This window comes from Allomesorhizobium camelthorni, assembly GCF_011045125.1.
In the GTDB taxonomy this organism is placed as follows: domain Bacteria; phylum Pseudomonadota; class Alphaproteobacteria; order Rhizobiales; family Rhizobiaceae; genus Allomesorhizobium; species Allomesorhizobium camelthorni.
Genome location: NZ_JAAKZF010000021.1, coordinates 22,594 through 45,829 on the forward strand (window position 1 = coordinate 22,594; position 23,236 = coordinate 45,829).

A 23,236-nucleotide genomic window follows, 5' to 3' on the forward strand; every position below is an offset into this window, starting at 1 on the left:
GATGGATGAAAAGTTTCTTTTCGAGCATGCGGGACGGCCTGGGTTTCGACATTGCCCTTGTTGCCTTCGCGCTCGGTTTCCTGCTCCTGATGTCCGGTTTGCCGCTCGTCTACAATGTGGTGATGAGCTTTCAGGAGGTTGACATGTTCAGCCTCGGCACTTTCTCGCGCCCTTTCGTCGGGCTGAGAAACTACATTGATCTCTTTGCCCAGCCTGAAACCTATCCCATCCTGCTCAACACGCTGATTTTCGTCGTCGGCTCGATCGCCGGCCAATTTCTGATCGGATTCGGGCTGGCGCTCTTTTTCTGGGTCAATTTCCCGGGCGCCTCATGGCTGCGCGGTCTGTTCCTTGTTTCCTGGGTCATGCCGGGCCTGGTCGCCGGCGCCATTTGGAACTGGATACTGTCCGGCGATTTCGGCGTCCTGAACTTCATCCTTCGCGAAACCGGGCTGATCGACGCGAACATCTTCTGGCGCTCGGACCCGGATTATTCGCTCTATGCAGTGATCCTGGCGAATATCTGGCTCGGCACTTCTTTCAACATGATCCTGCTTTCAGTCGGGCTGTCGGGCATTCCGGGCGACCTCTACGAAGCGGCCGAACTGGACGGCGCCAACGCCTGGCAGCGCTTCTGGACCATAACGCTGCCGATGATGCGCTCGACGATCGGCGCCATCATTGCGCTTGGGCTCATTTTTACGCTGCAGCAGTTCGACCTTTTCGCCGCGATAACCTCCGGCGGGCCGAACAACGCGTCGAACGTCACGCAATACTGGGCGTGGGAGCTGTCGTTCCGCCAGTATGATTTCGGCAAGGGGGCCACGGTGTCGGTCGTCATGATCGTCTTCGTCATGCTTGCGGCTGTGGTCTACGTTCGCTCCACGCGGCATGAGGTGCGCGGATGAACGGGACCACCACACGCGACCGTCTGATGCTCGCGGTCGCCGTCGTCATGGCGGCGATCTACCTGTTCCCGCTCTACTGGATGTACATCACCGCGTTGAAGAGCGGCTCGGAAGTATTCGCGACACCGCCGAGTTTCTGGCCGGCCGCCCCGCAATGGAGCACCTACGCCTTCGTCTGGGAAAGCCGGAACATGGGGCGGTATCTGTGGAACTCGCTGGTCATCGCGGTCGGCTCGGTCGCGCTGATTTCCGTCCTGGGTGTCGGCTGCGCCTATGTGCTGGCGCGTTACCGCAATGCGTGGGTGGATGTCGGGCTTTTCCTGATCCTGATGCTGCAGGTTCTTCCAGCGTCCTTGATGATCACGCCGATCTTTGTCGGGTTTTCGCAGCTCGGCGTGTTGGAATATCCACGCCTGGCGGTCGTCATCGCGATTGCGGCAAAGAGCATGCCCTTCTTCGTCGTGCTCGTGCGCGCCACCTTCATGAGCGTTCCGCAGGAACTCGAGGAAGCCGCGCTTGTTGACGGCAATTCCCGGATCGGGGCTTTCTTCAGCATCGTTCTGCCGCTTGCGCGAAACGGCATCCTCGTCAGCGCCCTTCTCATCTTCATGCAGGCCTTCGGCGAATTCGTTTATTCGAAATCGATCATTCAGGCCGCCGAGCTTCAGCCGGCAAGTGTCGGGCTGAACTCCTTCATGGGGCCGAACACCAACGAGTGGAACAACATCATGGCCTACGCCACGATGTATGTGACGCCTATCCTGGCCATCTTCGTCCTTCTGCAGCGACGCATCGTGTCCGGCCTCACTTCTGGAGCCCTCAAATGACGATTCAGATCGAACTGCGTGGCGTCAACAAACATTACGGCTCGTTTCATGCGCTGAAGGATATCGATCTCTCGATAGCTGAAGGCACTTTCGTCGCGCTCGTTGGCCCGTCGGGTTGCGGCAAATCGACCCTGCTTCGGTCGCTGGCCGGACTTGAGAAGATTTCGACCGGCGACCTTAAAATCGCAGGCCAGCAGATGAACGGCGTGCCGCCTCGCAAGCGCGACGTCGCGATGGTCTTCCAGTCCTACGCGCTTTATCCGCACATGACCGTGGAGGAGAACCTCACCTACAGCCTTCGTATCCGAGGTGTCGCCAAGGCGCAGGCCAAAAAGGCTGCCGCAGACGTAGCGGCGACCACCGGCCTGTCCCACCTTTTGGGTCGCTATCCAAGGGAGCTTTCCGGTGGCCAGCGTCAGCGAGTCGCAATGAGCCGCGCCATCATCCGCCATCCGAAAGCCTTTCTCTTCGATGAGCCGCTCTCCAACCTCGACGCGGCCCTGCGGGTTCACATGCGCAAGGAAATTCGAGCGCTCCACGATCGTCTGCATGCCACCTCAGTCTATGTCACGCACGATCAGATCGAGGCGATGACAATGGCCGACCACGTCGTGGTCATGCGCGACGGCATAATCGAGCAGCAGGGCAAGCCGCTCGACCTTTACGACATGCCGGTCAACAAATTCGTTGCCGGGTTCATCGGATCGCCGGCCATGAACTTCATTCCGGCGACGGTCGGCGATGACGGCAAAACCCTGACACTGGACCTCGGTACCGTCAGAGGGACACTGGCCGTTAGCCGGACGCTGCAGCCCGGCCGCAAGATAACGGTAGGCATTCGCCCCGAACACATCGGCATCGCCGCATCAGGGCAGGGCAGCTTTGACGTTCCTGTCGCTGTCGTCGAATCCACGGGTTTCACGGCCTTCATCACCGCCGCAACGACACCGGAACTCATCGTGGTGGAAACGGGACGCAGTGCGGTCCGTCCCGGCGACATGGTTGGAGTGCGGATATCGCCAGACCAGCTACATCTCTTTGATGATGTGACCGGCGTCAGGGTGTGAAATGCAACTGGCGGGTTCGCCTGTCCATGACCCGAGGTGGTGTCGAACCATGACGGCGCTCAGACACTCCGGACATTGACCGGCACGGTATTGGGATCGGAGGCGTGCGTAGCTGCCTGCGCATCGATTCCCGCATTGTCGGGTGAAAGCACCGCGCTCTTGAGAAGCTTCGAATACGGGTGTTGCGGATTGTCGAGCACCGTTCGGGCATCGCCGCCCTCCACCACACGGCCCTTCTGCATGATGATGATGCGGTCGCTGATATGATAGGCGGTGGCGAGGTCGTGTGTGATGTAGACGATCGACACGCCGAGTTCGTCCCGAAGCGCCTTGAACAGTTCTACGATGGACATCCTGAGCGACGCGTCGACCATCGAGACAGGCTCGTCGGCGACGAGCAGCGCGGGACCGGAGATCAGCGCGCGGGCGATCGCGGTGCGCTGCAACTGGCCGCCGGACAATTCGTGCGGAAAGCGCCCGCGCACCTCCGCCAGCGACAGGCCGACCTTGCGCAACGCCTCGTCGCACACGCGATCAACCTCCTTCCGGCCGACGCCCGCCAGGCGGCGGGCTGTGGCGTAGAGGTAGCGGTCGACGCGCTTCAGCGGATTGAAGGCCTCGTAAGGGTTCTGGAAGATCGGCTGCACCTGGCGCATGAAATCGAGTCGCGCGCGCCGGCCGCGGATTGTCGCCAGCGCCTTGCCGCGGAAGCGGATCGCGCCTGCGCTCGCCGCAACCATGTTGAGGATCATGCGGGCGAGCGTCGTCTTGCCGCTACCCGACTCGCCAATAATCGCGAAGATCTCGGGGCGCGACGCATCGAGCGCGAAACTCACGCCGTCGACTGCATTGAAGGTCCTGCGCGCAAGCAGCCCGCCCGACGCGTAGCTTTTTGTCACCCCTTCGAGGTTCAGAAGATCGCCCGTCATTGAACGAGCCCGGTCCGTTGTTTCGCAGTTGCTCCGAACACGCCATCCGGCCGGACGGCCGGGCTTACGGCGTGGCAGGCGACGCGATGGCGAGGATCGATGCTGACCAGCTCGGGATGCGTCTCGCGGCAGATGTCCATGGCGAGCGGGCAGCGCGGATGGAACCGGCAGCCGCTCGGCGGCTCCGCCAGACTGGGCGGCGCGCCGGTGAGCGCCCGCTTGGCCGAGAGGTCGCCGATCCGCGGCAGGCTGGCGATGAGATGCTGTGTATAAGGGTGCTTCGGGCTCCTGAAGATCTCGGCCGTCGGCGCCTCCTCTACCAGGCGCCCGGCATACATGATGCCGAGCCGATCGGAGATGTTGGCGTGGACGGCCATGTCGTGGGTGACGAAGATCATCGACGAGGCGATTTCCCGCTGCGCCTCGCGGATCAGTTCGAGAACGCTTTTCTGCACGACCACGTCGAGCGCCGTCGTCGGTTCGTCGGCGATGATGAAATCGGGCCGGCAGACGGTGGCGAGCGCAATCGCGATGCGCTGGCGCATGCCGCCCGAGAGCTCGTGGGGATAGGCGTCGAGCACGCCCGGCGCGAGCTGGAGACGCTCCAGATGCGCGACGATGGCCGCGAAGAATCGCTGCTTCGGCAGGTCCATATGGGGAAGCGCGAAATCAATGAAGGATTCGCGCACGCGCCGGACGGGATTGAGCACGTTCATCGAGCCTTGCGGAATGTAGGAAAGATGGCGCCAGCGGATCGCCGACAGCGCCGCACGGTCGAGCCTGTAGATGTCGCGGTCAAGGAAGCTGTAGCGGATGGAGCCGCCGACGACGGTGAGCGGCGGCCGGATGGCCGCGGCGATGGTCTTGATGAAGGTGGTCTTGCCGGAACTGGATTCGCCGGCGAGGCCATAGATCTCGTTCCTGCCGACCCGCAGCGAAATATCGTCGACGGCGCGCACCTCGCGCTGCGTGCCGAAATACTTCATCACGTAATAGGCGCGGAGATTCTTGACGTCGAGCATGACATCCGCCGACCCGTCCGCGTGCGGCCGCGCGTTCATGCCTGGCCTCCCATGCGGGTCAGGCGGCTTCTTGGATCGATATACTCGTTCATCGAAACCGAAAGCAGGTAGAGCCCCAGGAAGGTCATAATGACCAGGACGACGGGGAAAAAGATCCACCACCAGACGCCGGCGACCATCGCGGTGTGCTGGTTGGCCCAGTAGATCATCGTGCCGATCGTCGGCGTCTCGATATTGGTGAAGCCGATCACCGAAAGCGTCACCTCCAGGCCGATCGACCAGTTCATATTGTTGAGCGTGGTCGAGAAGACGATGGGCAGGACATAAGGCAGATGCTCCTCCACGAGGATCTGCCGCGTGCTCATGCCTGAAAAGACGCTCATCGCGGTGAACTCGCGCGTCCTGAGGCTGAGCGCCACCGAGCGAATGAGTCGCGCGTCGTACGGCCAGCCGAGCGACGCCATGGCGATGGCCAGCATCGGCCACGACATGTTGTCGCGCATCATGAAGAAGAACAGCACCAGGATAGGAAACAGCGGGATCACGACGAAGGTGTCGTTGATCGTCATCAGGATGCGATCGGTAATGCCGCCGGCATAGCCTGCGACCAGCCCGATCAGCAGCGACAGGACGCGGCTCATCAAGGCGACGGAAATGCCGAAGAGCAGCGAGTTGCGGATGGCCACCGTAAGCTGCCAGAACACATCCTGCCCGCGCGAATTGGTGCCGAATGGATACGCCCAAGATGGAGGTGCGTCAGGCGCGACGACATAAATGTCCATCGGTGGATAGGGCGAGAATAACGAGGCGGCCGCGAAAGCGAAAACAATCAGGATCAGGATCGCGCCGAGCGCGAATTCGAGATTATAGCGGAAGAGGTCGCGGACTGTCTTCAGCATCAGGTCAGCTCCGCGCCACGCGGGGATCGAGCAGCGGGTAGATGATGTCTATGACCAGGATTGCCGCCGCCACCGCGATGATCGACACGGATGTGATGCCGAGCACCAGGCTGTAGTCGCCCGAATTCACGGCCCGCACCAGCAGCGTGCCGATGCCGGGGTAGCCGAAGACGAATTCGGTGATGATTGCGCCGTTGAAGATGGCGCCAAGCGACAAAGCCAGGCCCGTCACCTGCGGCGAAAGCGCATTGCGCATGACGTAGGAGAACAGGATGCGGCGGCGGTCGACGCCGCCGAGCTCGGCATAGGTGACGTAGTCTTCCGTCACGATGTTGGAGACGAGCGAGCGCATGCCGATGAACCACGCGCCTAGCCCGACCAGCACGAGCGACAGCGCGGGCAGGATGGAATGCTTGACGATGCTGGCGGCAAAGGCAAGGCCTTGCCGGTCGATGTTCATCTCGGCGCCGCCGCTGATCGGAAGGATCGGCCAGAGGAAGCCGAAGACGACGAGGAGAATGAAGGCAACGATGTAGTAGGGAATCGGCTGCAGGCTCATGGCCAGAATGCCCAAGGCCTTTAGCAGGCTGTTCTTGCGATAGTAGCCGGCGAGGCCGCCGAGAAAATTGCCGACTACCCAGGCGATAAGCGTCGAGCAGACGAGCAGGCCGAGCGTCCATGGCAGCGCCTGCCAGATCAGCGTCGAGACCGGCGTCGGAAACGCCGACAGCGACGGCCCGAAGTCGCCCGTCGCCATGCGCCTCCAGAAGGAGACGTACTGCTCCCAGGCCGAACCTTCGAGACCATAGAGCTCGCGCAGCGTCTTGCGCATCACCTCGACCATCTCGGGGCTGGACTGGCCGAACATTGTGACGGAACTGATCGCCTGCTCGACGGGATCGACCGGCGTGAGGTGGGTGATGAGATAGGCGATGTTGATGCCGATGAAGACGACCAGAATGAACTGCGCGAAGCGTCTGACGAGATAGAGCGCGTAGGTTCTCATCGCTTCGACCGTGCCGCGGCTTGGATCATGTCATCTTGCACCTGTTCGCGAGCGAGGCGGGGGAGTGCCGCCTCGCTCGCCTGTCCGCCGCTACTGGGCCTTGGCGGGCTTCAGCCTGACGAACATGTATTTGGTGTTCGCCCAGTTCGAGACCGGGTTGGTGTAGGGATCATCCGCGCTCGGGTATCCCGTCCAGTAGGTCGTATCCATCATCGTGAACACATTGTACGACATCAGCGGGATGATAGGCATCTCCCTGACCGCGAGCTTGATGTATTCCTGGCCGAGTTCCTTCACCTTCGGATCGTCGAAGTCGATCGTGCGGATCTCCTCGATGATCTTGTCGAGCTCCGGATGCGTCCAGCGCTGGCGATTGCGCGGCGGCTGACGCTCGCCGCGCGGCTTCAGGAATTCCGAGTGCCAGCTGTCGAGGAAGAAGGACAGGTCGGGGTGGCCGCCCCAGGTCTCCACGCTCCAGGCGATCGCGGCCTCGAAGTCGCCCGATTCGACGCGCGGGAAGAAGTCGGATGGATAGGCCTGCGTCTTGGCGTCGATGCCGAACTGACGCCATTGCTGCACGATCATGGTGCCTGCGCGCGTCATTACCGGCCGCTGGTCGCCTTCGACCAGAAGCGTGATCGAGAAGGGCGTGCCGTCCGGCTTCAGCCATTGGTCGCCCTGCTTCGTGAAGCCGGCGCGCTCGAGAAGCTGGGTGGCGGCCTCCGGGTCAGGTTTCCACCAGCCGCGGCCGATGGCCTTTGCGATCTCCTTGGGATCGGTCGGGATCTGCTCGCCCATCGACGGCCGCAGCATGTCGGCGATCTGCTGGCCGACGGTCGGGTCGTAAGGCTTGTATTTCTGCTTGCCCGTGTCGATCTCGAAGTCGGTCAGCCACTGCTCCAGCGGATCGAAATAATACTCGCCGTAAAGGCCGGTCGGCGGAACACCGATCGCCGAGATCGTCGCCGCGCCGCGGTAGGAGGCCATCGACACCGCCTTGATGTCGATGAGCAGCGCCAGCGCCCAGCGCACGTCGGCGTTCTGGAACGGCTCGACCTGATGGTTGAACATGACCGCCGGAAGCGTCGGATCGGGATGGGCGTAGGGGAAGCCCTTGAACCAGCCCTGCGAGGTCGGCGACTGCTTGATCAGCGTGAACACGCCTTCGGGCGAAGTGTCGTGGATGATGTCGAGCTGGTGGTTGAGCTGCAGGATCACGCGCTTGTCGGGCGGGCCCGGGTCGATATAGGCGGCATATTTCGGGCCCGGTTCGCCATGGCGGGCAAGCGACGTGCGTTGCCAATCCTCGCGTTTTTCCCAGATGTACCATTTGCCGTTCGGGTCGAAGCTGTGAAGCTTGTAGGGACCAATCGTGACCGGCGGATTGAAGTCGAACTTGGTCGGGTCTTCCACCTTTTCGAACACATGCTTCGGCATGATCCAGGCTGCGTTCCAACGCACCGTGAAGGTGGCGTGGAAGCGGGAATTGGGCCGCTTCAGCTTGAACACCACGGTGCGCTTGTCCGGCGCCGTCACGGTGTCGACGCTCGCCAGGAAGACGGGACCCCAGATCATGCCGGGATTCTTCATCTGTGTCTGGACCGTGAAGACGACATCGTCGGCGGTGAACTCCACGCCGTCGCTCCAGAAGATGCCGTCCCGGAGCTTGACCGTCATCTCGGTGAAATCGGCATTGTATTGCGGCTTGTCGGCGGCGAGCGAATTGTCCCACACGCCGTCAAGCCCGGCATCGGGATCGATATACCAGAGCGTATCCATGCCGAGCTGCTGCAACCCGTTGGAGTTGCCGCCGCGCGCCACCATCCAGATGTTGAACCAGGGCGGGTTGGTGATCGTGCCCTGCGGGTTTTCGATGATGATGGTCTCTTCGCGCGGCAGGTTCGAGATGCCTTGAGCAAGCGCGGAAGTTGCCACCAACCACGCGCTCGCGAAGAACGCCAAGACTCGCATGATGCGCATCGTCATTCCTCCCTTTGCCAGTCGCACCGGTGATGCGATGGCTTGTTGTCGTTGGGGAAGGAGGCTAACCCGGGGACCATAGCTGGTCAATAGAACCTGATACATATCGTAATGTCTGATATGAACTCAGTGACAATCCCGGATTGTTACTTCCTTCCGTTCGAGTGCCGCCGGGCGCGCCGTCGAAGGCACGCGGCGTGGCGAGAAAAAATCACACCGACAGCCGGATGAGGTTGTAGGAGCGCGGCTTGAGGCGACACAAAACCCGGCCCTCCTCGACCACCGAGCCGTTCTGCAATTGCGGTTTCACCACATCCGGTGCGTCGGCGCTGTTCACCGCCTTCAGGTCCGGATGATGGATGAGGATGTGCTCGATCAGCCGGGCCGACGGAAAACCTGCAAGGTCGACCGTGAGTTCGGCTTCCTCGTCCGGATGCTTGTTGACGACAAACAGCGCTATCGTCTTGCCCGCCTGGTCATGAACCGCCGCGACATCGATATACGGCACGTCGTCGGCCGCCTTGGCGTCGTAGCGCGGCGCATCGAGCGCGACAGCTAGGCTTTCGCCGCGCCCATGCCGCGAGGCGAGCAGGTAGGGGTAGTAGATCGTGTGCCGGAAGGCCCGCCCGCCGCGCTCGGTGGTAATCGGGGCGATGGCGTTGACGAGCTGAGCTATGCAGGCGATCCGCACGCGGTCGGCGTGGCGGATGAAGGTGTTGAGAATGCAGCCGACGACGAGCACGTCCTCGAAATTATAGACCTCCTCGAGCAGCGCCGGCGCCGCCGGCCAATCCCAGTTCTTGAAATTGTCGTTGTCCTGGCGGCGGCAGTGATACCAGACGTTCCATTCGTCGAAGGAGATGTAGATGTCCTTCTTCGACCGCTTCTTGGCCTTCACATAGTCGATCACGCCGCTGACCGTCTGGATGTAGCGGTCGAGGATCACCGGCTTGGCGAGGAAATTGAGATAATCGTCCTCGTAATTCTCGAAATACATATGCAGCGACAGGTAATCGACATTGTCGTAGCACTCGTCGAGGACGTCGGCTTCCCATTGCGGATAGGTCGGCATGAATGAGTGCGAACTGCCGCAGGCGACAAGCTGCAGCGTCGGGTCGAACGCCTTCATCGCCTTCGCCGTCTCGTTGGCGATGCGGCCGTATTCGTAGGCTGTCTTGTGCCCGACCTGCCACGGCCCGTCCATTTCGTTGCCGAGGCACCACAGGCGCACGTCATACGGTTCGCGCCGGCCGTTCTTGATACGCAGGTCACTCCAGCGGCTGCCGCCCGAGTGGTTGCAGTATTCGAGCAGACCGCGCGCCTCATCGAGACCGCGCGAGCCGAGATTGACGGCAAGCATCAGCTCGGTGCCCGCCGCCTCGCACCATGCCGCGAACTCGTCGATGCCGACCTCGTTGGTCTCCTTCGTTCGCCAGGCATAGTCCAGCGTGACTGGCCGTCTCTCCTTCGGCCCGATCCCGTCCTCCCAATTATAGGCGGAGACGAAATTGCCGCCGGGGTAGCGCGTGACCGGGACGTTCAGCTCCCGCACCATCTCGATCACGTCGCGGCGGAACCCGTGCTCGTCGGCGGCAGGATGGCCGGGCTCGTAGATGCCGGTGTAGATCGCCCGCCCGAGATGCTCCAGAAACGCGCCGTAGACGCGGTCGTCGATCCGGCCGATGCGAAACTCCTTGTGGACGACAGCTTTCGCCTTCATCGCGTTCCCCTGACTGTATCAAATATTCGGATATGTACCCGCAATATCTGATCCTGAACAGGGTGGGTGAGTCAACCCGTCTTAGCCGGGTCGCGGAAGACAGAAGGAGCAATCGAGCGGCGGTGCGCCGTTCAGTCAGTTCAGGCGGGGGCGTTGGCGCGTTCGGAGTCCCGCCGAATGTGCAGGCGCAGGATGATGTCCTGATCGTGATTACCGAAACCCTTGCCGAAGATGTTCACGCCGCCCGGATGCTCGGCGTGTTCGTCGATGCCGACCCGCAGGCGGATTGAATGGTGCTCCGCGAGGTGAAGCTGATTGAGCGTCACGTCCGAGGTCTTTTCGCCGTCGAGGTAGCTCCCATCGGCGGTGATCTTCCATGTCTTCAGATGGCCGTATTGCGAGCCTTCGAGCTTCCACCAGCGCGGCGTGTAGATGCCGCGCTTGTCGCCGAAATCGCCGGGCGAGGTCCAGGTGCCGACCAGCACGTCGTTTACCCAGACACTGACGTCGGAAGGCCAGTTGGCGTTGGTGCCGGGCACTTCCGAGGACAGTTCCATGCTGAACTCGAGCGCCTCGATCTCGGCCTGCAGGATTTTTGCGTTGTTCGGAAACTTGTACTCGACATGGCCGCGCTCGAACCAGATCAGCCCCGCTTTCATCCGGTCCGGGTCGAGGAAGAAATCAGGCACGTCAAGGAGGCCGATGATGGCCTCGCTCGAGCACAGGCCGCAGGGCGGCGATACGCTGCAATTGGTGTAGAGGCCGAGCGGCATCGAGAGTTCGATGACGTTCGACCTGGTCTTGAGATCGTAGTCGTCGAAGCGCAGCACGATTTCGTCGAAGCGCGCCGCGCAAATCTTTTGCTGGCCCTTGGTCGCCTTCACCGTCTCGGTGCGGATCAAATCGCAGCTTTCCAGCACCTGAACGTTGGTCGCGACCGTCGACTGCGGCAGCGACAGCGCGTCGCTGATCTCGTTGACGTTGAGCGGTCCGCGCGAATGCAGGAGCTTGAGGATGCTGATCCGTACAGGAGACGAAAGGCCCTTCAGCACCTCCAGCCCGTCCTCGGCATTGATCGTCAGGAAGTTGCGGTTGTTCTTGAGCGGAAGGTCCATGGCGCATCCAAAGCGCGTTGCAGCGCAACTGTATCAGAATTTCGGATGCATACCAGAATTGTCCGATCCTTCAAGTTCAACTCCCCCGGCACTGTCCTTGAGCCAGTCCAGAATGCTTCGGGAGAAGCTTCGCGGGACGATAAGTTCGCACTCGGCTTCGCCCGTTCGGACGAAAAGCACCGGGACGCCGTGGAACGAGGTCTGTATAGCTTTGCCAGGCGCCACGGCCTGTGAGCGCCAGTCGACGGCGATGCAACCGGCGAGAACACCCGGTAGGCGGTCACCGCACAGCCGAACTCGTATGCGGCCCTCGCCGAGGTGGGTCAGCGCACCCAGATCCGGATCCACCTCGACCGATGGCCCGCCGGAGGTGTCGTAGAGCAGCCAGAATCGGCGCGGCGCAACCTTGATCGCTCGCAGGCTTGGCTGGCGAACCGTTTCGCCGACCGTAGCGGGGAGCGCAATCCCGAACGTCCGCGACAGGTCCGATTGGAATTGCTCAAACGTGCCATCCCACGCCTCGATCTGCACGAGCAGACAGTCCGCAACCGAAAGCTCCAATGCGGAAACTTCAGCCACGGAGACGTTTTCCTTCCGGGTCGAGGAACACCGGCGAGACAATGCGGGCCCGCACCTGTTCCTTTTTCATAGGATAAGCCGCGAGCACTTCGGTTCCTTCGATCGCCAGATCTCCGGCGAAAAGCCCCAGGCCGATATATTTGCCCAGAGTGGGACTGTAGGTCACCGATGTGATGCGGCCGTGGCCATGGCCCTGTATGGCTTCACCCAGCTTGAACAGTATCGCGCCTCCGCGCAGGCGCTGTCCCTCCTCGACGCATTCCAGCCCGACCAGACGGTGGCGGTCGGCTGCCTGGAAGGCCGGGCGCCGGCGGAGCACATCGCCGACGAAGCCCGTGCGCTTTCCCGCCATGCGTCCCAGTCCGAGATCGTCGAGCGTCGTCCGCCCGTCGATTTCGGGGCCGGCGACATGGCCTTTTTCCACACGCAGCGCGCCAAGCGCCTCGACCCCGTAGGGTTTCAGGCCTAATGGTTCTCCTGCTGCCAGAAGGTGGGTCCAGAGCCGTTCCCCGGCGCTCGCGCCGACATAAACCTCATAGGCGCGCTCGCCGGAATAGGAGAGGCGCAGGATGCGTAGCGACTTTCCTTGCCAGGCGCTCTCCAGCAGGCTCATATGTGGCAGGGCTTCGTTAGAGACGTCGATGCCCGGCAATGCGGCCGAAAGCAGATCGCGGCTTTTTGGCCCGGCAATCGACATGGCCGCCCATTCATCGCTCACCGAGGTGACCGCGACACGTAGCTCCGGCCAAGCCGTGTCGAGCAGGAATTCGAGCCGCGACAATACATCGGCTGCTTTGGCGGTCGAGGTGGTCATGAAAAAGCTGTTCTCGCTTAGCCGCGTCGTGGTTCCGTCGTCAAAGACTATGCCGTCGTCGCGCAGCATGACCCCGTAGCGGGCGCGCCCGACCGGCAGTTTCGCAAAGCCATTCGCATAGACCCGGTCGAGGAAGATGGCTGCGTCTGGACCCTGCACGTCGATCTTGCCGAGGGTGGAGATGTCCATCAGCCCCGCCGCCTCGCGCACCATGCGCATCTCGGCGACATAGGCCTCGTTCACGTCGCGGCCGGAGTTGCGGTAGAACCAGGGCCGCATCCACAGCCCGACTTCCAGCATCTCGGCGCCGTTGGCCTGGTGCCAGTCGTGCATGGGCGTTCGGCGGAACGGCTTGAAATGGTGGCCGACCGCGCGGCCGGCGAGCGCGCCGATGGCGACCGGCGTATAGGGCGGGCGGAAAGCGGTGACACCGGTCTCAGGGATCGTTGCATCGCACAGCGCGGCCATCGCGGCAAGTGCGGAAAAATTGCTGGTCTTGCCCTGGTCCGTTCCCATGCCGAGCGTGGTGTAGCGTTTCAGATGCTCGACGGATTCGTAGCCCTCGCGATGGGCGAGCGCGATGTCGGCGACGGTCACGTCCATCTGGAAATCCACGAAGGCCTTGCCGCGCCCGGCCGAGCCGGGATCGCGAAACGGGGTCGAGACTGTGTCGCGGAGGTCGAGCTTCGCGGGGGCGCGCGCTGGCTTTGACTTGCCGCAGAAGGATGCGGCTTCGACGCCGGCGCGATGGCCGGCCTCGACCGCCTCGGCCGTCGCGTATTGCCCGGCAATCGAGCCCGCCACGAACTGGCTGGCGGGCAATGCGCCCGGAATGAAGCCGTCGATATCGCCCCTGTAGATGGGCCTGACGCCGAGATGCGAGGTGAGGTGCACGGTCGGTGACCAGCCGCCCGACACGCAGACGAGATCACACGCGATGTCGGCTTGCGTTTTCGGTCCGGCCAGCGTGACAGCATTGACCCGATGGGCGCCGCGGATACGGGCAATGCGCGCGCCGGTCCGCACGGACACGCCGAGGCGCGCGGCTTCGGCTAGGAGGTAGGAAGCGGGCACCGGGCGCAAATCCGCCACCGTTACCTCTGCGCCCGCGACGGCGAGATCGAAGGCCGCGCGCCAGGCGCTGTCGTTGGTGATTGCGACGACCACGCGTTTTCCGGGCAGGACGGCGAAGCGGTTCAGGTAGGCGCGGGCTGCGGAGGCGAGCATGACGCCAGGGCGGTCGTTGTCGGGAAACACCAGTGGCCGCTCGATCGCGCCTGCGGCAAAGACGATCGAACATGCGCGAAGCATGGTGAAGACCTGCCGCGGCGAGCCAGCCCGGTCCGGATCGACATTGCCTTGCTGCCCGACCAGCCCAAGAACGCCGCCGTCATAGACGCCAAAGGCGGTGGTGCGCGCCATCATCGTGACGTTTTCGAAACCGCGCAACTCCGCTTCGATCGTCGCCAGCCACGCGGCCGCTCCGCCGTCCGTCCGTTTGGAAAGCAACTGGCCGCCGAACAGGAAGTCCTGCTCGATGAGCGCGACGCGCGCTCCGGCGGTTGCTGCGGCACGCGCGGCCGAAAGCCCAGCCGGGCCGCCGCCAATGACGGCTACGTCGCAGAAGGCGTGCCGGACCTCGTATTGGTCGGGATCGGCATCGACGCCAGCGCGGCCGAGACCTGCCGCCCTGCGGATGAAATGCTCGTAGAACATCCAGGCGCGCCGCGTCGGGCCCATAAAAGTCTTGTAGTAGAAGCCGGCCGAAAGGAACGGCGCGAACAGCCCGTTGACGCTCTGGATGTCGAAGCCGAGCGACGGCCAGCGGTTCTGGCTTTCCGCGGCCATGCCGTCGGCAAGCTCCAGCGTGGTGGCCGGCAGGTTTGGCTCCCGCCGCCCGCCGGTTCCCAGCGTGACCAGCGCGTTCGGCTCCTCGGGGCCGGCGGAAAAAATGCCACGCGGACGATGATATTTGAAGCTGCGCCCGACAAGGGCAACGTCGTTGGCAAGCAGCGCCGAGGCGAGCGTGTCGCCATGGAAGCCGCACAGCTTTTTTCCGTCGAAGGTGAAGTCGACGGGCCGTGCGCGATCGATGCGGCCGCCGGAAGGAAGACGCTTGTTTCGAGAATTCATGCGGGCGACTTCCTGGCGAAGCTGACGGAAGCGATGAGGTGGGTTCGCGTGTCGCGCTCGACCACCAGCCATTGCCGGCAGCCCGTAACGTGCTGCCAGAATTCGCGGTGCGGACCGACCGGGTTCTTCCGCACATAGACGTAGCGGTACCAGGCTTCCGGGACTGGGTCGTCGTGGGCCGGTCGGACCAGTGACGCGTCCCCGCCATAGCGGAACTCGTCGTGATCGCGCGGACCGCAGCAGGGGCATTCGATGCGCAGCATGGTTTGCCCCTATTGCAGCCAGGCGGAGGGGCCGGCGCCGGCCTCATCGAGCGTGTGACCGGTGCGGAAACGATCGAGGCCGAAGGCGGCGATCAGCGGATGCGGCTTGCCGGTCGCGATGGTGTGCGCAAAGCACCAGCCGGAAGCGGGCGTCGCCTTGAAGCCGCCATAGCACCAGCCGCCATTCAGGTAGAGGCCTTCGATCGGCGTTGGGCATATGATCGGACTGGCGTCGGGCGTCATGTCCATGACGCCGCCCCAATGGCGCAGCAGCCTGATACGCGAGATGGAGGGCATCAGCGCGATAGCCGCCTCCGCCACCTCGCGCACCACGCCGAGATTGCCGCGCTGGGCGTAGGAATTATAGCCGTCGAGATTGCCGCCAAAGACCAGCCCGCCCTTGTCGGACTGGCTGACATAGAAGTGGTCCGCGCCATAGGCGACGACATGGTCGACCAGCGGCTTCAGCGGTTCGGTGACGAAGGCCTGTAGCACGTGGCTCTCGATCGGCAGTTCCAGGCCGGCTTTCTGTCCGAGCACGGACGTGTGGCCGGCCACCGCCAGCCCCACCCTGCCGGCGCCGATCCGGCCCTTCGTCGTTTCGACGCCGACGATCTTTTCGCCATCACGGACGAAGCCGGTCACTTCGCAATTCTGGATGATGTCGACGCCGTGGCCGTCGGCGGCGCGCGCATAGCCCCAGGCGACGGCATCGTGGCGCGCGGTGCCGGCGCGGCCCTGGAAAATCGCGCCGTGGATGGGGAAGCGCGCCGTGTCGGAAAAGTCGAGATAGGGTGTAAGCTGGCGCACGTCGTCGCGGTCGAGAATGTCGGCGTCGATGCCGTTCAGCCGCATGATATTGGCGCGATGGCTGAAGCTGTCGAGCTGGTCGGCGGAATGCGCGGTGACGAGCTGGCCACGCTGCGAGAACATGACGTTGAAATTCAGCGCCTGCGACATGCCCTCCCAGAGCTTCATCGAAAACTCGTAGAACTGGGTGTTGCCGTCGAGCAGGTAGTTGGATCGGATGACGGTGGTGTTGCGGCCGACATTGCCGCCGCCGACATAGCCCTTCTCCAGCACGGCCACGTTGCGTATGCCGTGGTTCTCGGCGAGGTAGAAGGCGGTGGCGAGGCCATGCCCGCCGCCACCGACAATCACCACGTCGTAAGCGGGCTTCGCTTCCGCAGCGCGCCAGGCGCGCTGCCAGTTCCTTTGACCGGAGAGCGCATTGCGGAAAATAGAAAATGTCGAGTAGCGGGCCATGACGCGGCTTCAGCGGACGATCGGGCCGGTCGGCGTGCGCGTCAGCACCTCCGCGCCAGCGTCGGTCAGGAGGACCGTGTTGGAGATGAAGTCATCTCCGCGTCCGGTATGCATCAGCCAGGACAGAACGTGGAAGCTCATGCCGTTCTCGATCTCCAGGTCGGAATCGTGCCGCAGGCCGGTGACCGAGTTGCCGCCGGTCCAAGATGGCGGCTGGCCGATGCCGACCAGATAGCCGCAGTGGTGGCGGCGGTAGTGGGAAAGGCCGGCCTCGTCGACCACGCCTTGCCATGCTGCGTAGACATTGCGCGCCCTGGCTCCCGGCCGCAGCGCCTTCACGACGGCGTCGAACGCCTTGGCGGTCACTTCGGCCATGACAGCGTCTTCATCGCTGATGTAGCCGATGCGGACAAGCCGCCCGAGCGGCGCGTGATAGCGCGAGACGCAGCCGGAGAGCTCAACGAAGACCGGCTCGCCCTTGCGGTAAACGCCCGAGCCCCAGGTCGTATGCTCTTCGCCAAGGCGCGCCGCTGGCCGTATGAAGGGCCCGAAGCCCGGCGCATGACCGCCGGCGCGGATCATCGCCGCCACGCATTGCGCGGCGACCTCCTGCTCGGAGGCTTGGTCGGAAATCGCCGCGATGGCAGCGCCCGCGGCGGCGTCCGTGACCTTCGCGGCCTCGCGCATCAGCGCCTGCTCCTCGGCGCTCTTCACCCACCGGATCCTGTCAACCAGCCCGGAGACATCGCTCCAATTCGCATCGGCCTGCGCCTTGAGTTTTTCGGCGAGACCGTGGCTTAACCCGGACGTCCAGTATTCGAGCCCGATCCGCTTTCCCGGCAGGCCAAGCTCGGAAAGCACGCGCGCGGACAGATCCGCCGCGGTTTCGCTATCGGAATGGCCGCGAAATTCCGCCGCCTTCACCTGCTTCTCAATCGTCACTTTCTCCATCGAGCGGGTTATCAGGACCGGCTTTCCGTCGAGCGGAACGATCAGCAGATGCGGAGCGAAATAACCCCAATGGTCGAGACCGGTGAGATAGAAGACGTTTTCCGGCGAGGCGAAGATCGCGGCGTCGAGCCTGCGCCGCGCCAGTTCCGTCTGGACCCTGAAGAGGCGGCCGTCGATCTCGGCATCGGAAAAGGGATTGCGATCCATAAGATATCCTTGAAATGCACGGTTCTCGCCGGCGTGGTCAGTCGATGACGATAAGTTCGCGCGGCACGTCGCACAGGCGTTCGCCGCCGCGTTCGGTGATGACGAAGGATTCCGAGATCGAGATGCCGAAATCATCGAGCCAGACGCCGGCCATGAAGTGGAAGCACATGCCGGGCAGCATCTTGGTGGTGTCGCCGGGCCTGAGGCTCGCGGTGCGCTCACCCCAATCGGGTGGGTAGGCGAGCCCGACCGGATAGCCGACGCGGCTTTCCTTCTTCAGGCCATTCTTGCGCAGCACCGCCTGCCAAGCAGCTTCGACCTCTTCGGCGGTCTTGCCGGGCTTGGCCAGTTCAAGGCCGGCGTCGACGCCGGCGACGATGGTCTTGGCCATATCGACCATGGCCTGCGGCGGCTTGCCGAAATGCACGGTCCGCGTCAGCGCCGCATGGTAGCGATGCCGCACACCGGCGATCTCGATGATGGCGAGGCCATTGTCCGGCAACGGCGCGTCTGACCAGGTCAAATGCGGCGTGCTTGTCCCTTCGCCGACCGGCACGAGAGGGCAGATAGCGGCATAGTCGCCGCCGACGCCCGGCAGGCCCATGATCTGCGCGTGGTAGATCTCGGCGATGACGTGGTTTTGGGGCACGCCCGGCCGCATCTTTTCGATGCCGCGCTTCATGGCGTGGCTGCAAATGGCGCCCGCGTCGCGGATCAGCGCCAGTTCCGCGTCCGACTTCACCAATCGCGCCCAGTTGACGAGGTCGTGGTTGTTGGCGAAGCGCGCGCCGGGCAGACCCCGGGTGAGATGGGCGTGGCAGCGCGCGGTGTAATAGTGAGCGTCCATTTCGACGCCGATGCGCGCGTTTGCCCAGCCGCGCGCCCGGATCAGTTCCGCGAGTTCGTCGTAGGGATGTTCAAGCGGCTGCTGCACCAGGCGCTCGGAGAACGGAACGACGTTGCGTTCGGGCAGGCCGGTCGTCATGCGCGCGCTCTTTGCGTCCTGCGCCCTGCCGAACCAGATCGGCCGCTCCTCCTCCAGGTGAACCAGCACGCATTGCGGTACGTAGAACGACCAACCGTCATAGCCGGTCAGCCAGCACATATTGGCGGGATCCTGGCAGACGATCAGGTCAAAGCCGCCCTTTTCCATGCGCCCCTTCACGTCGGCCAGGCGCCGTGCGTGTTCCGCGTCCGTGAATATCCCGAAGCCGCTCATGTTCCTCCCGGCGCCGCCATGTTCCAGGCACGAGGTTCTCATTGTAAGTTCAATTGTGCACAACTATTCGACAATCTGGCTCTTAAACTCGACGGATATCCAGATTTTCGGTCGATGTAACATCTTAGCTTGTCAGATGTCTAGCGGAGTTGTATACGTCATGTGAGCTTGGCGACGGCTTCGCGAGAAAAGCCGATCCAGGTAATCGCGCAAATCACAAAAAAGGGGAACTCATGTTCAAGTCACCGATATCCCGCCGTTCGGTCGTCAAGGCGGCCGCTGTTCTGGCTCTCGCAGGAGCGGCATTCACATCGCTGCCGGCTCAGGCGCAGTCGACGCTCGAGAAGGCCAAGGCGGAGGGCTTTATCCGCGTCGGCTTCGCCAACGAGGCGCCGTTCGGTTACGCCACGCCTGACGGCAAGCTGACCGGCGAAGCGCCGGAAGTCGCCAAGGCGGTGCTCGCCAAGATGGGCATCGCGCAGGTCGATGGCGTGCTGACCGAATTCGGTTCGCTCATTCCCGGGCTCAAGGCCGGCCGCTTCGACATTATTGCAGCCGGCATGTTCATCAACCCGAAGCGCTGCGCCGAGATCAATTTTTCCGAACCGTCTTACGGCATCGGCCAGGCCATGCTGGTGGCGAAGGGCAACCCGAAAGGGGTCAAGGACTATTCCAGCATCAAGGACAATGCCGACCTCAAGCTGGCCGTGATGGCCGGCGCGGTCGAGGGCGGTTATGCGAAGGACGCGGGCGTTGCAGCTGAGCAGATTGTTTCCTTGCCCGATCAGTCCAGCCTTGTCGCGGCCGTCCAGTCGGGCCGAGCGGATGCTGCCGCGCTCACCGCCCTGTCGATCGCCGACATGGCCAAGAAGGCCGACGGCGTCGAATCGACCACGCCATTCGGCGAGGTTGCCGGCAAGTCGGTGAAAGGCCACGGCGGTTTCGGTTTCCGCAAGGAGGACACGGATCTGCTCGAGGCGTTCAATGCCGAACTGAAGACGTTCCTCGGCTCGCCGGAGCATATCGCGCTGGTCGAACCGCTCGGCTTCGGCAAGGACTATCTGCCGAACAAGACCACAGCCGAGCTCTGCGCCGGCCAATAAGTTCCCAACTGCTGGCGGCGCGAGAGCGCCGCCCCTTTTTTTGGAGGCGCAGATGGGAATCGGTACACTGGTTGGCATGCTCGTCGCAGCACTGGCCGTGATCGGCGTGCTGGCGACGCAGGAAGAATATAGCCTGTTCCTGCCGGGACTTTTGCAGGGCGCGGTCCTGACGATCGAGATCGCCGTCCTCGGCAGCCTGCTCGCTGTCGTCATGGGCGTGCTCGCCGCGCTGGCGCGGATGTATGGCCCGGCGCCGCTCCGATGGCTGGCGACGGTCTATGTCGAGATCTTCCGCGGCACTTCGGCGCTGGTGCAGCTGTTCTGGCTGTTTTTCGTCCTGCCGCAATTCGGCCTTTCGATCGATGCGTTTCCCGTCGCTGTCCTGGCGCTGGGCCTGAACGTCGGGGCATATGGATCGGAGTGCGTGCGCGGCGCGATCCAGGCTGTCGCGCGCGGCCAGTGGGAGGCGGCGACCGCGCTCAACATGAGCCGCTCCCAGATGCTGCGCCGGATCATCCTGCCGCAGGCTTTCGTCGCCATGATCCCGCCCTGGGGCAATTTGTTCATCGAGCTGTTGAAATCGACCGCGCTCGTCTCGCTGATCACGCTTTCGGACCTCGCCTTCAAGGCGCAGCAGATGAACCAGAACACGTTCAAGACCATTCCGATCTTTACCCTCGTCCTGCTGATGTACCTCGCCATGTCGCTGGTGCTGACCATCGGCATGAGATTTCTCGAGAAGCGCGCGTCGCTCGGGCTGGCGCGGGGGAAGGCAGCATGATCTGGGACTGGGCATTCGCCTTCGAAATCATTCCGGTCCTCGCCCGCGCGGCCATCGTAACCATCGAGGCGACGGTGCTTGGCTTCGCGATCGCCGCGTCGCTGGGTCTCGTGCTGGCCGTGGTCCGCATCGCCGTGCCGTGGACGGGCTGGACGATCTCGGTGCTCGTCGAACTGGTCCGCTCGACGCCTCTGCTCATCCAGATATTCTTTATCTATTTCGTCTTCCCGAAATTCGGCGTCGTGCTCGACGCCTTCACGGCCGGCGTGCTCGCCATCGGCATCCACTATGCGGCCTATTGCTCCGAGGTCTACCGCGCCGGCTTCGACAATATCCATCGCGGCCAGTGGGAAGCCTCGATCGCGCTCAATCTCTCGCAATGGACGACCTTCCGCGATATCATCATCCCGCAGGTCATCCCGCCGATCGTGCCGGCGCTCGGCAACTATCTCGTAGCGCTGTTCAAGGAGACGCCGCTGCTTTCCGCGATCGCGGTCCTGGAACTCATGCAGACCGCCAAGATCATCGGCTCCGAGACGTTCCGCTACACCGAGCCGATCACGCTGGTCGGCCTGTTCTTTCTTGCGATGAGCCTGGTTTCGGCCGCGCTTATCCGCTCCCTTGAAGGCGTGCTCAACCGGAGGACCATGCGATGACGGAACAACCAATGGTCCGCTTCGAGAACGTCTCGAAACGCTACGGTGCGCTGACCGTTCTCGACGGGCTCAATCTCGATGTGCCCCGCGGCGAGAAAGTTTCCGTCATCGGCCCGTCCGGCTCGGGCAAGACCACGGTGCTGCGCATGCTGATGACGCTCGAGACTATCAACGATGGCGTCATTTGGGTCGAAGGCGAGCCGCTCACGCACATGGAGAGGAACGGCAAGCTGGTACCCGCCGATCTCGCCCATATCCGCAAGATCCGAGCCAAGATCGGGATGGTGTTCCAGTCGTTCAATCTGTTCCCGCATATGACGGCGATGCAGAACTGCATCGAGGCGCCGATAACAGTGCTCGGCATGAAACGGGCGGAAGCGGAAGAACGCGCCGCCGAGCTTCTGGACATGGTCGGACTATCACAGAAGAAGGGTCACTATCCCTCCCAACTCTCCGGCGGCCAGCAGCAGCGCGTTGCGATTGCCAGGGCGCTCGCCATGAGGCCCAAGATCATGCTGTTCGATGAGGTGACGTCGGCGCTCGACCCCGAACTTGTCGGTGAAGTGCTGGAGGTCATCCGGAAACTCGGCAGGGAACATGACCTGACCATGCTGATGGTTACCCACCAGATGGGCTTCGCCAAGGAATTTTCGGATCGCGTCTGCTTCTTCCATGCGGGCAAGATCTGCGAACAGGGTCCGCCAAGCGAACTCTTCGGCGCGCCCAAGAACGAGCGGACACGGCAATTCTTGCACGCTGTACTGGAGGCCGGATGACGCTTGGAGCGGACGCCGCGATCGTAACGGAGGCTGCTCCCGCGCCGCGCCCGCTTTCGGCGCGGGAACGGTTCGAGCGAATCTATCGTATTTTGCGCGACCGCATCTGCCTGCTTGACTACCCGCCGGGGAGTCACCTCTCCGAGGAAGAGTTGGCGCAGGAGTTCCAGATCAGCCGCACTCCGGTTCGCCGTGTTCTGGCGCGGCTTGAATCCGAAGGTCTGGTTCAGTCCGTCCATGGCGTCGGCACGCTCGTAACCGACGTCGACATCGAGGAATTGCAGCAGGTCTACGATCTGCGCCTGGAACTGGCGCTGCTGATCGGCAGGCTTTCGCCGATCCCGCGGACGGCGGCCGATCTCGACCGAATTCGGGCGCTCATTGCGCGCTGTGATTCCGACCTCCTCAATCCCGATCAGCGTGCCTTCCTGCGTCTCAACATGGATTTTTTCCACGAGTTGACCGCGATGACCGGCAACCAGCCGTTGCGCGAGATCAGCGAGCGCCTGTATTTCCAGGTCGCGCGTGTGGTCCTGAAAATGATGCCGCGGCTAGGTCTTGTGGAAGAGTTCACCGCGTTCCGCCGCGAAATGGAGGAGGTGCTTGCCGCCGCAGAGATCGGCGACTGGGAATCGATCGGGCATATAAGGCGCGCTCATATCTCAATGAGCTTCCACCGCATGATGCGCCATTCGAGCAAGCATGAAGAGGCGGACCGGCGGCGCTAGTTGGCCTGGCGCGGACCGCAGCCGATGGCGTCACCGCCTTAGGACGCCGATCTCGGGATTGCTCACCTCAAACGATTTCAATTGTGATGCCGCTTGGGCTCTTCGTGACTGAAACGCATTTCCCCCGATCTGTCAGAGATCAAGCGGAAGACATGGGATTTCAGGTAGGGTGGAGAGCCTGCCGCCGCATTCCCGCCTCCCGCCGCAATAGCGCCTTGCCGGCTTCACACAACTTTACATTCGCCCGCAACGGCCGAAACGTTGCGCTCCTAGTCTGGCCCAGCCGC

General features: G+C 62.9%; 21 protein-coding genes. 8 read left to right on the forward strand and 13 right to left on the reverse strand.

The features are described 5' to 3' along the window. Positions 1-5 precede the first annotated feature (5 nt). Genes G6N73_RS16230 through G6N73_RS16240 form a run of 3 tightly spaced genes read left to right on the forward strand, consistent with a single transcriptional unit; the run spans position 6 to position 2,802 of the window. Positions 6-908, forward strand: a complete 903-nt coding sequence (locus G6N73_RS16230; RefSeq protein ID WP_165029358.1) for a carbohydrate ABC transporter permease — start codon at positions 6-8, stop codon at positions 906-908. Then, positions 905-1,735, forward strand: a complete 831-nt coding sequence (locus G6N73_RS16235; protein ID WP_165029361.1) for a carbohydrate ABC transporter permease — start codon at positions 905-907, stop codon at positions 1,733-1,735. The genes G6N73_RS16230 and G6N73_RS16235 overlap by 4 nt, the downstream gene beginning before the upstream one ends. After that, the gene (locus G6N73_RS16240; RefSeq protein ID WP_165029363.1) at positions 1,732-2,802 is read left to right on the forward strand and encodes an ABC transporter ATP-binding protein; all 1,071 of its coding nucleotides are present in this window, start codon (positions 1,732-1,734) and stop codon (positions 2,800-2,802) included. The genes G6N73_RS16235 and G6N73_RS16240 overlap by 4 nt, the downstream gene beginning before the upstream one ends. A gap of 59 nt (positions 2,803-2,861) precedes the next feature. Here the strand turns inward: G6N73_RS16240 and G6N73_RS16245 are convergent, their stop codons facing one another. From G6N73_RS16245 to G6N73_RS16305, 13 genes are all read right to left on the reverse strand, one after another. After that, entirely contained in the window at positions 2,862-3,731 is an 870-nt protein-coding gene (locus tag G6N73_RS16245; RefSeq protein ID WP_165029365.1) for an ABC transporter ATP-binding protein, read from the reverse strand. Continuing rightward, on the reverse strand, positions 3,728-4,792 hold the full coding sequence (locus tag G6N73_RS16250; RefSeq protein ID WP_165029367.1) for an ABC transporter ATP-binding protein: 1,065 nt from the start codon (positions 4,790-4,792) through the stop codon (positions 3,728-3,730). The genes G6N73_RS16245 and G6N73_RS16250 overlap by 4 nt, the downstream gene beginning before the upstream one ends. Further along, positions 4,789-5,652: an ABC transporter permease gene (locus tag G6N73_RS16255; RefSeq protein ID WP_165029369.1), complete on the reverse strand. Its 864-nt coding sequence runs from the start codon at positions 5,650-5,652 to the stop codon at positions 4,789-4,791. The genes G6N73_RS16250 and G6N73_RS16255 overlap by 4 nt, the downstream gene beginning before the upstream one ends. A 4-nt stretch (positions 5,653-5,656) precedes the next feature. Further along, a complete protein-coding gene (locus G6N73_RS16260; protein ID WP_165029372.1) occupies positions 5,657-6,658 on the reverse strand; it encodes an ABC transporter permease in 1,002 nt (333 codons plus the stop codon). A gap of 90 nt (positions 6,659-6,748) precedes the next feature. Then, positions 6,749-8,638 (reverse strand): ABC transporter substrate-binding protein, encoded by a 1,890-nt coding sequence (locus tag G6N73_RS16265; RefSeq protein WP_165029374.1) that lies wholly within the window; start codon positions 8,636-8,638, stop codon positions 6,749-6,751. A 211-nt stretch (positions 8,639-8,849) separates the two neighbouring features. Next, a complete protein-coding gene (arfA, locus tag G6N73_RS16270; RefSeq protein ID WP_165029376.1) occupies positions 8,850-10,358 on the reverse strand; it encodes an arabinosylfuranosidase ArfA in 1,509 nt (502 codons plus the stop codon). Positions 10,359-10,498: 140 nt separating this feature from the next. Next, positions 10,499-11,473 (reverse strand): ArsR/SmtB family transcription factor, encoded by a 975-nt coding sequence (locus tag G6N73_RS16275; protein ID WP_165029378.1) that lies wholly within the window; start codon positions 11,471-11,473, stop codon positions 10,499-10,501. A 33-nt stretch (positions 11,474-11,506) separates the two neighbouring features. After that, the gene (locus G6N73_RS16280; protein WP_343044639.1) at positions 11,507-12,004 is read right to left on the reverse strand and encodes a sarcosine oxidase subunit gamma; all 498 of its coding nucleotides are present in this window, start codon (positions 12,002-12,004) and stop codon (positions 11,507-11,509) included. Positions 12,005-12,044: 40 nt separating this feature from the next. After that, positions 12,045-14,999 carry a sarcosine oxidase subunit alpha family protein gene (locus G6N73_RS16285; protein WP_165029382.1) on the reverse strand — a complete coding sequence of 985 codons (2,955 nt, stop codon included), beginning with the start codon at positions 14,997-14,999 and terminating at the stop codon, positions 12,045-12,047. Continuing rightward, positions 14,996-15,262: a sarcosine oxidase subunit delta gene (locus G6N73_RS16290; RefSeq protein ID WP_165029384.1), complete on the reverse strand. Its 267-nt coding sequence runs from the start codon at positions 15,260-15,262 to the stop codon at positions 14,996-14,998. Before G6N73_RS16290 ends, G6N73_RS16285 begins: the two co-directional genes overlap by 4 nt. Before the next feature lie 9 nt (positions 15,263-15,271). Then, on the reverse strand, positions 15,272-16,528 hold the full coding sequence (locus G6N73_RS16295; protein ID WP_165029386.1) for a sarcosine oxidase subunit beta family protein: 1,257 nt from the start codon (positions 16,526-16,528) through the stop codon (positions 15,272-15,274). Between the two features lie 9 nt (positions 16,529-16,537). Further along, positions 16,538-17,686, reverse strand: a complete 1,149-nt coding sequence (locus G6N73_RS16300; RefSeq protein ID WP_165029388.1) for a M24 family metallopeptidase — start codon at positions 17,684-17,686, stop codon at positions 16,538-16,540. 37 nt (positions 17,687-17,723) lie between these two features. Further along, positions 17,724-18,947 (reverse strand): M24 family metallopeptidase, encoded by a 1,224-nt coding sequence (locus G6N73_RS16305; RefSeq protein WP_425484094.1) that lies wholly within the window; start codon positions 18,945-18,947, stop codon positions 17,724-17,726. 191 nt (positions 18,948-19,138) lie between these two features. On the opposite strand from G6N73_RS16305, the gene ehuB reads away from it, so the two are divergent. Genes ehuB through G6N73_RS16330 form a run of 5 tightly spaced genes read left to right on the forward strand, consistent with a single transcriptional unit; the run spans position 19,139 to position 22,949 of the window. Next, positions 19,139-20,008 (forward strand): ectoine/hydroxyectoine ABC transporter substrate-binding protein EhuB, encoded by an 870-nt coding sequence (gene ehuB, locus G6N73_RS16310; RefSeq protein ID WP_165029390.1) that lies wholly within the window; start codon positions 19,139-19,141, stop codon positions 20,006-20,008. Between the two features lie 52 nt (positions 20,009-20,060). Then, complete coding sequence (gene ehuC / locus G6N73_RS16315) at positions 20,061-20,789, forward strand: ectoine/hydroxyectoine ABC transporter permease subunit EhuC (RefSeq protein WP_165029392.1); 729 nt, start codon at positions 20,061-20,063, stop codon at positions 20,787-20,789. Next, entirely contained in the window at positions 20,786-21,445 is a 660-nt protein-coding gene (gene ehuD / locus G6N73_RS16320) for an ectoine/hydroxyectoine ABC transporter permease subunit EhuD (RefSeq protein WP_165029394.1), read from the forward strand. The genes ehuC and ehuD overlap by 4 nt, the downstream gene beginning before the upstream one ends. Beyond that, on the forward strand, positions 21,442-22,221 hold the full coding sequence (gene ehuA, locus G6N73_RS16325) for an ectoine/hydroxyectoine ABC transporter ATP-binding protein EhuA (RefSeq protein ID WP_165029396.1): 780 nt from the start codon (positions 21,442-21,444) through the stop codon (positions 22,219-22,221). The genes ehuD and ehuA overlap by 4 nt, the downstream gene beginning before the upstream one ends. Beyond that, on the forward strand, positions 22,218-22,949 hold the full coding sequence (locus G6N73_RS16330) for a GntR family transcriptional regulator (protein WP_165029398.1): 732 nt from the start codon (positions 22,218-22,220) through the stop codon (positions 22,947-22,949). The genes ehuA and G6N73_RS16330 overlap by 4 nt, the downstream gene beginning before the upstream one ends. The last annotated feature ends 287 nt before the right edge of the window (positions 22,950-23,236 follow it).

Excerpts from the sequence above, each read along its gene's own strand:
- G6N73_RS16285 (WP_165029382.1), bottom strand. The coding sequence starts at position 14,999 with ATGAATTCTCGAAACAAGCGTCTTCCTTCCGGCGGCCGCATCGATCGC.
- G6N73_RS16275 (WP_165029378.1), bottom strand. The coding sequence starts at position 11,473 with ATGGACCTTCCGCTCAAGAACAACCGCAACTTCCTGACGATCAATGCC.
- G6N73_RS16300 (WP_165029388.1), bottom strand. The coding sequence starts at position 17,686 with ATGGATCGCAATCCCTTTTCCGATGCCGAGATCGACGGCCGCCTCTTC.
- G6N73_RS16290 (WP_165029384.1), bottom strand. The coding sequence starts at position 15,262 with ATGCTGCGCATCGAATGCCCCTGCTGCGGTCCGCGCGATCACGACGAG.
- G6N73_RS16240 (WP_165029363.1), top strand. The coding sequence starts at position 1,732 with ATGACGATTCAGATCGAACTGCGTGGCGTCAACAAACATTACGGCTCG.
- arfA (WP_165029376.1), bottom strand. The coding sequence starts at position 10,358 with ATGAAGGCGAAAGCTGTCGTCCACAAGGAGTTTCGCATCGGCCGGATC.
- G6N73_RS16305 (WP_425484094.1), bottom strand. The coding sequence starts at position 18,947 with ATGAGAACCTCGTGCCTGGAACATGGCGGCGCCGGGAGGAACATGAGC.
- G6N73_RS16265 (WP_165029374.1), bottom strand. The coding sequence starts at position 8,638 with ATGCGCATCATGCGAGTCTTGGCGTTCTTCGCGAGCGCGTGGTTGGTG.
- ehuB (WP_165029390.1), top strand. The coding sequence starts at position 19,139 with ATGTTCAAGTCACCGATATCCCGCCGTTCGGTCGTCAAGGCGGCCGCT.
- G6N73_RS16230 (WP_165029358.1), top strand. The coding sequence starts at position 6 with ATGAAAAGTTTCTTTTCGAGCATGCGGGACGGCCTGGGTTTCGACATT.
- G6N73_RS16295 (WP_165029386.1), bottom strand. The coding sequence starts at position 16,528 with ATGGCCCGCTACTCGACATTTTCTATTTTCCGCAATGCGCTCTCCGGT.
- G6N73_RS16330 (WP_165029398.1), top strand. The coding sequence starts at position 22,218 with ATGACGCTTGGAGCGGACGCCGCGATCGTAACGGAGGCTGCTCCCGCG.
- ehuA (WP_165029396.1), top strand. The coding sequence starts at position 21,442 with ATGACGGAACAACCAATGGTCCGCTTCGAGAACGTCTCGAAACGCTAC.
- G6N73_RS16245 (WP_165029365.1), bottom strand. The coding sequence starts at position 3,731 with ATGACGGGCGATCTTCTGAACCTCGAAGGGGTGACAAAAAGCTACGCG.
- ehuC (WP_165029392.1), top strand. The coding sequence starts at position 20,061 with ATGGGAATCGGTACACTGGTTGGCATGCTCGTCGCAGCACTGGCCGTG.
- ehuD (WP_165029394.1), top strand. The coding sequence starts at position 20,786 with ATGATCTGGGACTGGGCATTCGCCTTCGAAATCATTCCGGTCCTCGCC.
- G6N73_RS16255 (WP_165029369.1), bottom strand. The coding sequence starts at position 5,652 with ATGCTGAAGACAGTCCGCGACCTCTTCCGCTATAATCTCGAATTCGCG.
- G6N73_RS16235 (WP_165029361.1), top strand. The coding sequence starts at position 905 with ATGAACGGGACCACCACACGCGACCGTCTGATGCTCGCGGTCGCCGTC.
- G6N73_RS16250 (WP_165029367.1), bottom strand. The coding sequence starts at position 4,792 with ATGAACGCGCGGCCGCACGCGGACGGGTCGGCGGATGTCATGCTCGAC.
- G6N73_RS16260 (WP_165029372.1), bottom strand. The coding sequence starts at position 6,658 with ATGAGAACCTACGCGCTCTATCTCGTCAGACGCTTCGCGCAGTTCATT.